The following is an 11,235-nucleotide window of genomic DNA, read 5'->3' as shown; positions in this document are numbered from 1 at the left end:
AGGAATGATAATTAAATAATTTATATGACTTACGTACATTGTTTGTAACGCCGCCCTCTGGGCGGTTTATTTACCGCCCAGAGGGCGGCGTTACGTAAAATGTGCGTAAGTCTTATAATTAGTAAAATAGCTTTTATAGCAACTGTTAAGGTAATTATATAGCTAAAATATTTGTGAATTTGTAAGGAAGGTTTAGGAAATAAATCTCACCCTAAACCAACCCTTACATAGTATCGACTCATATTCACAACACCCAAAACACCCAGAGTCATAACACCGAAAATTGTAACTTCCATTTAATTTTGAAACACCTCATCGGAAAACATTTCAGTCAGCGTTCGTAGATATGGTAAAAATACCATCACATCTTCAGGAGCTAGACGGTCATGGATTTCCCATAACAAAACTAACAGCATATCTTGCACTAATTTCCAACTTACGTGCAGTCTGGGATATAACATCACGCAGAGGGGAAATAGTTCCTGTTGTACTGGCCGAATACTGCCTTCTAGGGCGCACAAGCATAAGTAGCTTTGAAAAATCTCTACATCCCGGATGCTGGAAAGTTTTACCATTGTATCGGTCAGATAGCCGCTACTGCTGCGGTAGCCCTGATGTTGAGAACTGACGCGATCGTAGACTATACTAGCAATTTGAGTAGTATTCTGCAACAAATGCTGCACTGCTATTAGAGCTTTTGAGTTGCGATCGTGATTGCCTGCGACGGCTTGGATTTCTCCAAAAGGTATGTGCAAGTAATCATCTATAATTTTGAAGTAAGGTACTAACTGCAATTGCTCGGTCTGGGAAAGACTCTCTAATAAAAATTGACTGAGATAATGAAACTCCATTGTCACAAATCCCAGAACTAGGGGATCTGCTTGGGAGTATTTGCTTCGCAGTTCAATGATATCTCTACCCACTACTACCGATAAGCGAGAAGGAGATTCTTCCTCTGCATAGGCATCAATTGCTTTTGCGTATAATTTACGAGCATCGGCAGTAATTTGCGACGGATTAATTAAGTCGGGACTGATGGCGTGACGTTCTATATCTTGCCCTAAAAGAGTTTGCACTTTGCCCCAAGCTATGTCGCTGGCTACTTTGAGGGTATCCGTCAGTTTATCAACGGTTCTAGCCCGATTTCCCTCAAATTCCTGTAATTGCTGATTTCCACGAGTTTTAAGCTGCCGCTGCTCGTGAGCCCCAACTGTAGTGTAATACTTCTTCGCCCAGTTAACTGCCATAGAAGAAACGTTCGACTCGGAAAATTTACCGTTCGTAGTTAATTCTGGACTGTTGAGGAGTTGAGAATGTGGCACTAGACTTGCTACTAGCTCCCTATTTACCTCTTTAGGCAGAGGTACTTTAGATTGTGAGATGTTGCTCATTAAAACCCTCGATTTTGTGTGTAAAGAAAACCATCGTTCGATCGACTAGCTCACCCTTTAAGCTTCTTAACTTCAATAGTTTCACATTTCTTTAAGAATCTTCACCCGCCATTATGCTACAAGTCATCAGCCATTTGGCTTAACTGCGAATGTGTTTTAAAATACAAAAGTTTCTTGTCTGTGCACCCTTGTGAATGTATTTACGAATCAGAACTTTAATCAAGAAACTTTATCTCACTTACTTTAAGTGACAATCTCTGTTTCCAGCAATATCTTAAGCAAGATATCAGGATCGCTATTTTTTTGGGTATTTTTACCTTGTTGGCTGAATATTGAAAGCCAAATTAGCAGGATTTGCTGGAGTTTTTCGTAGGTGATTAACTTTATCGCTGCGTTTACTTAATAAAAGTTAACACATCTACGGCTAAATTGTAAATAAAAAATTAAATATTAGCATTCAAGCAAATCTTATATAAAAGATACCTCTTAAGATAGATGCAATCTTTAAGTAAATAATAGCTAGAGTTAAGAACGCATTACTCAAGCTAATGTCCTCAAGGTCTCCTCGCTACAACGGTAATTTGCTCTGATTGAGGATAAAAATCTCGGCGGTCACGTCTCTAATTGCTAAGCTGCTTGTACCATTAACAAAGTGAGGGAAAGGGAGTGGTAAAGATGAGTGCTAGTAATACTAAAATTAAGATCGGATTCGGGACTGACGGGTGGCGGGGGATTATTGCGGATGATTTTACTTTTGCCAACGTGCGGAAGGTAACGCGGGCGATCGCCAGCTATCTAGAAACTGCTTATACTAAAGATCGTCCAGTTTTAATCGGCTACGATACCCGCTTTCTGGCTGACCAGTTTGCTTGCAGTGCCGCTGAAGTTCTAGCAGATTTAGGATGGAATGTCAAGATGGCGGAGCGAGATTGTCCTACGCCAGTCATTGCTTACAGTGCCAAGTGTTTAAACTCGGCTGGTGCCTTAATGTTCACGGCAAGTCATAACCCTGCACCCTACTGTGGTATTAAGTATATTCCTGACTACGCAGGCCCCGCCACCCCAGAAATTACAGATCCGATTTCGGTGCATATTGCGGAGGCTGCTGATGGAGAGCCGTTAGGCAAAATTAGGGATAAAATCTCTACATTTGACCCGAAACCAGATTATCTAAAATTTCTTTACACGCTGATAGATGTAGAGCAAATTCGTGCTGCTAAATTGAAGGTAAAGTATGACGCTCTCTACTCGACTTCTCGCGGTTATTTGGATACAGTTTTGGAACACTGCGGGTGTGAAATCGAGACTTTCCATTGCTGGCGGGATGTGCTGTTTGGCGGTGGGATGCCAGAAGCAAAGGGAGAGCAATTAGAATGCTTAGTAGAGGCTGTAAAGAAAGATGCAGCGGATTTGGGTTTGGCGACGGATGGAGATAGCGATCGCTTTGGTATAGTTGATGAGAAGGGAAATGTCCTAGCTCCGAATTCAGTATTATTGCTACTAGCACGGCATTTAATTAAGAATAAGGGCAAAACGGGTGCGATCGTTCGCACAGTAGCGACTACACACCTGTTAGACAATTTTGCCGCTAAGTACGGTTTAGAAATTTACGAAACGCCAGTAGGTTTTAAATATATCGGTGCCAAAATGCGGGAAACGGCGGTACTCATTGGCGGTGAGGAATCTGGAGGTTTGAGCGTATTGGGTCACATTCCTGAAAAAGACGGTATCTTAGCTGGTATGCTGGTAGCAGAAGCGATCGCGCTCGAAGGCAAACCCTTATCTCAGTTAGTAGAAGAAGCCGTAACAGAAGCAGGTGGCCCTTTATATGAAAAGCGGATCGATTTTCACCTAAATGACACTTACAAGGCAGCAATTATAGAATATTTCACGCGCACCCCCCCGACAGACATCGCTGGAGTTAAAGTTAAAAAAGTAGGATATAAAGACGGGATTAAACTATATTTGGAAGATGGCGGCTGGGTGCTGATGCGGCCTTCCGGGACTGAACCTCTCTGGCGGGTTTATCTAGAAACTAACTCTGTGGAAAAACAATCCCAAATTCTGCAAGAGATGGAAAATATTATCAACCAGTTGAAACCCACAGGAGTTTAATCTCAACCTTAATTCCCACCCCCAATTCTCTTTTTTTATGAAAACTATTCCCCATCTCTTTATTAGTTTAATTGTAGCTGCCTGGGTAAGCGCGATCGCAATTTTCTCAGTACAAAATGCCACCCCAGTATCCTTAAACTTTCTCTTTTTTCAATCAATTAAAATTCCCGTAGGATTAGTATTAGCTTTGAGCGCTACAGCAGGAATAATCGGCGGTGCAATCATCAAATCCTTGTGGAGTGTCCCCCATACTACAGTTGTGAGTCCCTTATCTGAAGCAAGCAGAGAAAACCGTTAATTGTTAATGGTTAACGGTTAACGGTTAACGGTATACTCCATCCCAAATCTAAAATTCGATCAGCCAATTGCTTCGGCTGGCTTATGATTGGGCATAGTTCCCGTAATAGTGGCCTGGGGTTCGGTGGCCGGGTCTATAGCCGTTACTTCAATGTGATTGAGGAGGGTGGTGACAAAGGCAAACAGCAAAAAGGGCAGAGACAGCACTAAAACTATACCTACAGTGGCTAGGGCGTAGATTTGGCGGGCGCTGCTCCACAAAGCTAGTGAGGATGCTAGGCTCAGGAAGATGACAATTAGCCAAGCAATGATTTGACCGTAGATGTCACCGAAAGTGAGCGTGCATTTGAGGCGATAGTTATGGAGGTTATTCATAAATTCGGGGGTGTTAGTTACTATAAATCTCTAGGTTAAGGGTCTATTTGAGTTTTGGTTTGATTTTACACATTTTGTTAAAACTCTTAACGAGACTTTACAAGCTGAGAATTTCTATACTGATAGGAAATATCCTGACTGCATTTGCGATCGTCATATATAGCCTTTATCAAAAAGGTGAGGTACAAATTTTTACCTGGAAAGCTTGACAATACAGGGTTTCTGTCTACCTTTAGGTCTCGCTAGTAGTTGTTGAAGTCTGAGCGATCGGCAAAATAGGTTTAACTTCAGCATTAGAATTAACAAAATAAAGCTCTATATTTAAGTCAGGATAGCGCTCCCGAATTGCCCAAAAAGCTTGATTCAAGTAATCCGTGTGCATTTGTAACTCTCGTTCAGGATCTTTGCTCAACTCCGGGTCAATTTTAACGGCATAAGCTCCACAGTCTTGATGGTCTATAATGATTACTTTTTTAATGTGGTGGTGTGTGTAGGAAAATTTTAACTGATCCCAAAAGGCTTGATTATCTGCACCACTAGGAAAACCAGCCAAAGCAAGAGATGCTCCAGCTAAAGCAGTCCAGTCATAATTATTACCTAAATTTTGCAAAGATAAAAAATATTTTTCCGCTGCTAGAAAGCGAAAATCTATGCAACTGAGAACTAGCGCTTTAGCTTCCAGTTCTTGAGCTCTAGCAGGTTGAGCTGCTTGAAGTACAGTAAATGCGATCGCACCTGACAATAGAGATTTCAGAAAATAGCGCCGCCCTTTACCACAACATGGACATTCCTTAATACTAGACCTTGATAAATTTAACAATTGTTTCATCTGCCAAACCTTACAAATACATTTTATACTATTTTTTGCTGAAAGAAGAAGATTATTATCCGTTACCGAGAAATTAGTCGTCTAATTCAAGTTGTTTAATTAGCATATCGTAGCTTAATTATCTACTTTTCCTAGCGCTGATTTCTGAATAGTAAATTGCAGAATTGACAGCCCTAAAATTATCAAAAATAACACCAGACCAATTGTGCAAGCATAGCTAATTTCTAAATCCTGAAAAGCCCTTTCATAAAGATAATAAACAATAGTCTTAGAACTATTACGTGGCCCTCCTTGGGTCATAATATATACCTCTTCAAAGACTTTTGTAGCAGAGATAGCAGAAATTACTGCTACTAGCACCAGATAGGGTTTCATCAATGGTAAAGTAATATCCCAGTGCTTGCGGAAGCCATCTGAACCGTCAATAGCAGCGGCCTCGTAGAGTTCCAGTGGAATTGCTTGCAGGCCTGCCAAATAAATTACCATGTAATAGCCCAAGCCCTTCCAGATGGTAACAGCCATAACGCTAAAAAGCGCTAAATTAGGACTGGAGAGCCAAGGAATAGGAGGAAAGGAAAATAATTGCCCCAATTGATTGAGCAATCCATTTTCCGCATACAGCCACTTCCAGGCAAGTCCAGCCACAACCATTGAAATTACCACAGGAGTATAAAATGCGGCTCGAAACCAGTGCATTCCGCGCAGTTTTTGGTTGACTAAAATTGCCAGTCCTAAAGGAGCGATCGCCATGACAGGAACTACGGAGATCAGGTATAGTAGCGTGTTTCGCAAAGTCTGCCAAAAAACCGGATCGGCGTAGAGCTTTCGGAAGTTTTTTAACCCAACCCACTGTGGCGACTGGGTTAAGTCATATTCATAGCCGGTGAAACTGAGGTAAAAAGCTTGCATAGCTGGCCATAAGACAGTTAAACCCAAGGCAAGTAGAGCTGGGATCAAGAATAGGTAAGGGATTAAGTACCTTCTGAATAAAGCAAAAGACATTTTAGTTATGCTAAGTGACATTCGATGTTAGGCGAAACTGGGCAAATATTACTTTTTTTTAAGATTTCCTGCTACAAGTCGCAGCAATCTCACGATTTCTCGGCCACAATGTGATTAGTGTACCTGTGTCAAGCTAGAAACCACAGTTTTATAGTAGGAGGCAGGAGGTAGGAGGCAGAGGTAATCCAAGATAGCTAATGGTGGCGGGCGTATTTATAGGATTGACAACAGGGTTATGAATTTTAGAGCTTTGCCTTACTTAGCAGCGGTATCGGCAATGGTAACGATTCTTGCTGGGGTTTGGGTATTGGATCGCTCAGAACAGCAGCGTTTCCGCGAACAAAGACGTATTGATGCTCTCAATCAAGTCAGTACGGCACGTGCTCGGCTTGAAGGTGCTCTGAACTCGCGGTTGTTTCTCACAGAAGGATTGGTGGCTCATGTCTCAACTCATCCTGATATTGGCTCGAAGGAATTTGAATCTCTGGCTAGGGTGCTGGCGGCAAAACAAACAGGCATCCGTATTATCGAATTGGCTAAAGATACGGCGATCAGTCATATCTATCCGCCAGAGAAGAAAATGGCACTGGGGATCAACCTTTTAGAGAAATCGCAGGAACGAGAGGCGATCGCGCGGGCTATTAATACTAGAAGCACTGTAGTTGCTGGGCCAGTTCACTGGAGCGATGGTACTGGGGTATTCATCAGCCACACTCCGATTTTTATCACGCCAAAGGAGGGTATACCTAAAGGCGGCCCCTACTGGGGTTTGGCAACGATCATTATTAACAAGCATACTCTCCTGGCAGAGGCAGGTTTGGATCTTTTGAGCGGGGGAGCTCTTGAGCGGGGGAGCAGGGGAGCGCGGGGAGATAAATCTTCACCATCCTCCCTACATTATGCTCTCCGAGGCCAGGACGGCCTAGGGGCTAGTGGGGCAGTATTTTACGGGGATGCGTCGGTTTTCGAGCAAAATCCAGTTGCCTTAGAGGTATCGTTACCCAATGGTTCTTGGCAATTGGCAGCAATTCCGGTAGGGGGATGGCCGAGGGAATCTCCTACCTCTCGATGGCTGAGGCTGGGCGGGGGATCTTTGGCGATACTGACTGGGATTTTGGTGTTCGTGCTGGTACAAGCTCCCGCGCGATCGCGGGAAGCAGTGGAACGGGCAACAGCAGCTCTGCTATTGGCAAACGAGCAACTACAAGCGATTTTGGAAGCGGTGCCAGGAATGGTTTCTTGGATTAGCTCAGATTTAAACTATCTGGGGGTAAACCGACATTTGGCTGCTGCGTGCAAATTATCCCCAGAGGATTTTCAGGGTAAAGAAATCGGCTTTCTCAATGGCAACAATGAGTTTACTGAGTTAGTGCGCCAGTTTTTTGCTAGGAGCGATCGCGAAGCTGTTTCCGAAGTCAGGTTAGAAGCTAATGGTATCACTCGCACTTACTTAGTTGTTGCTCAAAAGTACGACCGAGATCGAGCAGCGTTTACCGTTGGGATTGATATCACTGAGCGCAAAATGGCTGAAGAACATTTGCGTGCTTCTGAAGCCGAACTCAAGGCCTTGTTCGCCGCGATGACTGACATAATTACTGTGCGCGATCGCTTAGGTCGTTGCCTCAAAATTGCCTCGACAAATCCCTCTCTACTCGATCGACCAGCTTCCGAACTTCTCGGCAAAACTCTACATGAAGTCTTAGACAAAAAAACAGCGGACACATTTCTTGGCTACATCCATCATGCCCTAGAAGTTCAGCAAACTGTCCAATTTGAATATACTTTGCTGGTTGACAATACGGATATATGGTTTGCAGTCACAGTTTCGCCAATATTAAACGATTCGGTACTCTTAGTAGCGCGAGATGTAACTAAGTACAAGCGAACAGAGGAAGCTTTACGCCAAGCAGAAGAGAAATATCGAAGCATCTTTGAAAATGCTGTTGAGGGCATTTTCCAAACTCTCCCTAACGGGCGCTACCTCAGTGCTAATCCTGCTTTAGCAAGGATCTACGGCTACAGTAACGCTGCTGAATTGATCGAAAAACTCACCGCCAACGCTAAACTTTACCTCGATCCGTATCGGCGTGCTGAGTTTACGAGTCAGATGCAATTGGATGACCAAGTTTCTAAGTTTGAGTCTCAAGTTTACCGCTCTGATGGTCAACCGATTTGGGTTTCTGAAAGTGTCCGTGCTGTGCGGGGGAACAACGGCGAACTACTCTATTACGAAGGCATTATCGAAGATATCACCGAACGCAAGCGAGTAGAAGACGAACTCCTGCACAATGCGTTTCACGATGCTTTAACTGGTTTGCCCAATCGGTTGATGTTTATGGAGCGCCTAAATCTTGCGATTAAACGATCTAAAGAAAATTCAGACTATTGGTTTGCAGTGCTGTTTTTAGATCTCGATCGCTTTAAGGTGATCAATGATAGTCTGGGTCACATGATGGGCGACCAATTACTAATAGCTTTCGCTCAGCGATTGCAGAGTGTGCTGGGGGAAAGTCAACAACCGGAAAATGACGAGCAAGTAGCAGAAATTAATGCTTCTAGTGCGATCGATGCAGCCTCTTTCACTATTGCGCGGCTGGGAGGAGACGAGTTTACCATCTTGCTTGAAGGTATTCAAGATGCTAATAGTGCGATCGAGGTAGCCGATCGCATTCACAAACAATTGACTTTGCCTTTTAATATTGATGGACTAGAAATCTTTACCACCACTAGCATTGGTATTGTGCTGAATTGGGATTTGGGGGATACCAAGGCGGGGACGCAGACTCTACAACTCTGGACGGGTGGAGGGAAGCAGACTCTAAAATTTAAAACAGATCGAAATTGCGACGATCTTTGTAATTTCTCCTCAATTCGCCATTCTCAATTGCCAATCCGCGATTCTGCTGAGGATTTGCTGCGGGATGCTGATATTGCTATGTACCAGGCTAAAGCCAGGGGTAAGGCTCGTTCTGCTGTGTTCGATGGGGCTATGTATGCTGGTGCTGTGGCGCGGTTGCAGTTGGAAAATGATTTGCGGCGGGCAATTTCGGCTCAAGAATTTCAAGTTTATTACCAGCCGATTGTGTGCTTGGCAAACGGTAGGATTAGCGGTTTTGAAGCACTGCTGCGTTGGCAACACCCCTATCGGGGGCTGGTTTCGCCTTCGTCGTTTATACCGCTTGCGGAAGAAACGGGTTTAATTCTTCCTTTGGGAACTTGGGTTCTATGGGAAGCGACGCGCCAAATGCGGGATTGGCAGTTACAGTTCCAGTGTAATCCGCCAATGGCTATTAGTGTGAATTTGTCTGGTCAACAGTTTTCGCAGCCTGATTTGATTGATAAATTTAAGCAAATTTTGCAGGAAACTGGTTTGGATGGAAGTAGTTTGAAGTTGGAGATTACTGAAACTGTGATTACGGAGGGGGCGGGCAATGCTAGAACAATCCTCAAGCGGTTGAGGGATTTGAATATTCAGTTGTGCATTGATGATTTTGGTACTGGTTATTCGTCTTTGAGCCGCTTGCATCATTTTCCGATTAATACTTTGAAGATCGATCGCTCTTTTGTCAGTAGGATGGGGAAGAATGGGCGTGCTCGCCCTAGCAGTGGTATTGGGGAGATTGTGCAGACGATTGTGATGCTGGCTCACAATTTGGGGATGGATGCGATCGCCGAAGGTGTCGAAACTGCTGAACAATTAGCTCAGTTAAAATTACATAATTGCGAATACGGTCAAGGATACTTTTTCTCTAAGCCATTGACAAGTGTGGCGGCAACGGCACTGCTGGCTGCCCAGGAAACTATAGCTAGGGACTAGCTACAGCATCTTACGGTCAATATGTCGTGAAAGCATCAAACTCTGCTTAATTCTGCCAAGAATAGCATCAAGCATTTTTTTTCGTGAGTGGGTTTTCCCTCTGACAGATGCACCTAATTCCCAGCAGAGAAGGTTAAGATCGTTTAAGTTCATATCAGACAATTTTTGCTTAACTTCTTCCTCATTTCCGTCTTTAGCTTTTAAACGGAGTTCTTCATAAATCTCTAGCACTTTTTGAGGAGATAAATTTTCAGATTCGTTAGCATCTACAGAGAGTTGAGATACTTTTGATTCCGAGTTTTTGGGGGCAGAATTTAATCCGCGCTTCACCTTAGTTTCAATACGAGTCAATTTCCTAGAAACTTCCCGCATTATTAGTTTAAGTTCAGTAATTTCGTCAGTTAGCTCTACAATCTCTTCGTCATCATGCTGAAACAGTTCTTCTTTCTTCATTTGAGGTACTCCGCACATTCGCGCCACAATTCGTCAAAGTCTGTTACTATGTCTGCTGGCAATTCTCCTTCATTTATTGCCCGTTTAATTCCCACAGTTTCTCGAATAGTAGATTCTAAAAACTTAATTTGTATGTTATTCTCTACGGCTGCTTCCGCGCAAATTCTCTTATCTTCTCTCATATAAAATTGTACTTCATTTGTCAGCAGACCTCCGTAGGTTTTTGCTTTATTCATAAATACAGCAATTTTTGGAAAAGGAAAAGGTTCAATTCTCCTCTTGAGAGAATTGAGAAGTAAGCTCAATCCTCTAGAACCAAAATAATCAGGATTGACAGGAATTAATACCAAGTCACAGCAGGAAAGCACGCTGTAGGAAAGTAGATTAAATGAAGGAGAACAGTCAAAAAGTATAAAGTCATAATTTGGTAAATGGGAAGAATTTGTAATTTTGCCAACAAACCTACGGATGAAGTCTTTAACATTTTTTGCCTCAAATCCTTCAAGTTCTAACCAGTACAATTCTTCAACTGAAGGGATAAAATGTAACTGCTCATCAATTTCGTAGATCGTTTCAATGCCTATAGGAAATTTAAAATTTTGTCCAGCTTTTTTAAAGACTTCTAGAGCATCGTAAATTGTTTGGCGATACTTAATAGATCGTTCGTACCACTTACCAAATTTGTCATCTAAATGACCTGTATTTTCATTGAGTCCGATGGCTTCAGTTAATGACATTTGCGGGTCTAGGTCAAACATTAGAGTTTGCCAGTTTGTTTCTTCGGAAAGCACTTTTCCTAGACACCAACTGACTGTTGTTTTTCCTACACCACCTTTAAAATTGATGACTGCTATTGTTTTAGGGCTCATGGATGCTCTGGTTTAAGTTTTCTGTAATTATTTATTAAAACATATTGTTGGGATTAGGAGAGAGAGCAATCGCGCCTAGTCGTTAAG

At 42.8% G+C, this 11,235-nt stretch carries 9 protein-coding genes; 3 read left to right on the top strand and 6 right to left on the bottom strand.

Annotated elements, in window-relative coordinates; all coding sequences use genetic code 11:
* Nucleotides 1-296: 296 nt before the first annotated feature.
* A complete protein-coding gene (locus tag PY364_RS12040; RefSeq protein ID WP_275522782.1) occupies nt 297-1,391 on the bottom strand; it encodes a hypothetical protein in 1,095 nt (364 codons plus the stop codon).
* A 675-nt stretch (nt 1,392-2,066) separates the two neighbouring features.
* Here PY364_RS12040 and PY364_RS12035 point away from each other — a divergent pair.
* Both PY364_RS12035 and PY364_RS12030 read left to right on the top strand, forming a co-directional pair.
* Entirely contained in the window at nt 2,067-3,506 is a 1,440-nt protein-coding gene (locus PY364_RS12035) for a phosphoglucomutase/phosphomannomutase family protein (RefSeq protein WP_275522781.1), read from the top strand.
* Between the two features lie 37 nt (nt 3,507-3,543).
* Nucleotides 3,544-3,804 carry a LapA family protein gene (locus PY364_RS12030; protein ID WP_275522780.1) on the top strand — a complete coding sequence of 87 codons (261 nt, stop codon included), beginning with the start codon at nt 3,544-3,546 and terminating at the stop codon, nt 3,802-3,804.
* 59 nt (nt 3,805-3,863) lie between these two features.
* Here PY364_RS12030 and PY364_RS12025 read toward each other — a convergent pair whose 3' ends face one another.
* From PY364_RS12025 to PY364_RS12015, 3 genes are all read right to left on the bottom strand, one after another.
* Nucleotides 3,864-4,178, bottom strand: coding sequence for a hypothetical protein (locus tag PY364_RS12025; protein WP_007358007.1), 315 nt, complete (start codon nt 4,176-4,178; stop codon nt 3,864-3,866).
* A gap of 232 nt (nt 4,179-4,410) precedes the next feature.
* Nucleotides 4,411-5,007 (bottom strand): carbonic anhydrase, encoded by a 597-nt coding sequence (locus PY364_RS12020; protein ID WP_275522778.1) that lies wholly within the window; start codon nt 5,005-5,007, stop codon nt 4,411-4,413.
* Between the two features lie 114 nt (nt 5,008-5,121).
* Nucleotides 5,122-6,009 carry a sugar ABC transporter permease gene (locus tag PY364_RS12015; RefSeq protein WP_275522776.1) on the bottom strand — a complete coding sequence of 296 codons (888 nt, stop codon included), beginning with the start codon at nt 6,007-6,009 and terminating at the stop codon, nt 5,122-5,124.
* Nucleotides 6,010-6,244: 235 nt separating this feature from the next.
* Here PY364_RS12015 and PY364_RS12010 point away from each other — a divergent pair, with 235 nt between their 5' ends.
* Nucleotides 6,245-9,826 carry an EAL domain-containing protein gene (locus PY364_RS12010; protein ID WP_275522775.1) on the top strand — a complete coding sequence of 1,194 codons (3,582 nt, stop codon included), beginning with the start codon at nt 6,245-6,247 and terminating at the stop codon, nt 9,824-9,826.
* On the opposite strand, the gene PY364_RS12005 is transcribed toward PY364_RS12010, so the two are convergent.
* Both PY364_RS12005 and PY364_RS12000 read right to left on the bottom strand, forming a co-directional pair.
* A complete protein-coding gene (locus tag PY364_RS12005; RefSeq protein WP_275522774.1) occupies nt 9,827-10,279 on the bottom strand; it encodes a hypothetical protein in 453 nt (150 codons plus the stop codon).
* A complete protein-coding gene (locus PY364_RS12000) occupies nt 10,276-11,148 on the bottom strand; it encodes a ParA family protein (RefSeq protein ID WP_275522773.1) in 873 nt (290 codons plus the stop codon). Before PY364_RS12000 ends, PY364_RS12005 begins: the two co-directional genes overlap by 4 nt.
* Between the last annotated feature and the right edge of the window lie 87 nt (nt 11,149-11,235).

Source organism: Kamptonema sp. UHCC 0994, from assembly GCF_029167235.1.
Taxonomy (GTDB): Bacteria; Cyanobacteriota; Cyanobacteriia; order Cyanobacteriales; family Microcoleaceae; genus Kamptonema.
This window is presented reverse-complemented; position numbering and strand designations above follow the sequence as displayed.

Excerpts from the sequence above, each read along its gene's own strand:
- PY364_RS12040 (WP_275522782.1), bottom strand. The coding sequence starts at position 1,391 with ATGAGCAACATCTCACAATCTAAAGTACCTCTGCCTAAAGAGGTAAAT.
- PY364_RS12035 (WP_275522781.1), top strand. The coding sequence starts at position 2,067 with ATGAGTGCTAGTAATACTAAAATTAAGATCGGATTCGGGACTGACGGG.
- PY364_RS12030 (WP_275522780.1), top strand. The coding sequence starts at position 3,544 with ATGAAAACTATTCCCCATCTCTTTATTAGTTTAATTGTAGCTGCCTGG.
- PY364_RS12025 (WP_007358007.1), bottom strand. The coding sequence starts at position 4,178 with ATGAATAACCTCCATAACTATCGCCTCAAATGCACGCTCACTTTCGGT.
- PY364_RS12020 (WP_275522778.1), bottom strand. The coding sequence starts at position 5,007 with ATGAAACAATTGTTAAATTTATCAAGGTCTAGTATTAAGGAATGTCCA.
- PY364_RS12015 (WP_275522776.1), bottom strand. The coding sequence starts at position 6,009 with ATGTCTTTTGCTTTATTCAGAAGGTACTTAATCCCTTACCTATTCTTG.
- PY364_RS12010 (WP_275522775.1), top strand. The coding sequence starts at position 6,245 with ATGAATTTTAGAGCTTTGCCTTACTTAGCAGCGGTATCGGCAATGGTA.
- PY364_RS12005 (WP_275522774.1), bottom strand. The coding sequence starts at position 10,279 with ATGAAGAAAGAAGAACTGTTTCAGCATGATGACGAAGAGATTGTAGAG.
- PY364_RS12000 (WP_275522773.1), bottom strand. The coding sequence starts at position 11,148 with ATGAGCCCTAAAACAATAGCAGTCATCAATTTTAAAGGTGGTGTAGGA.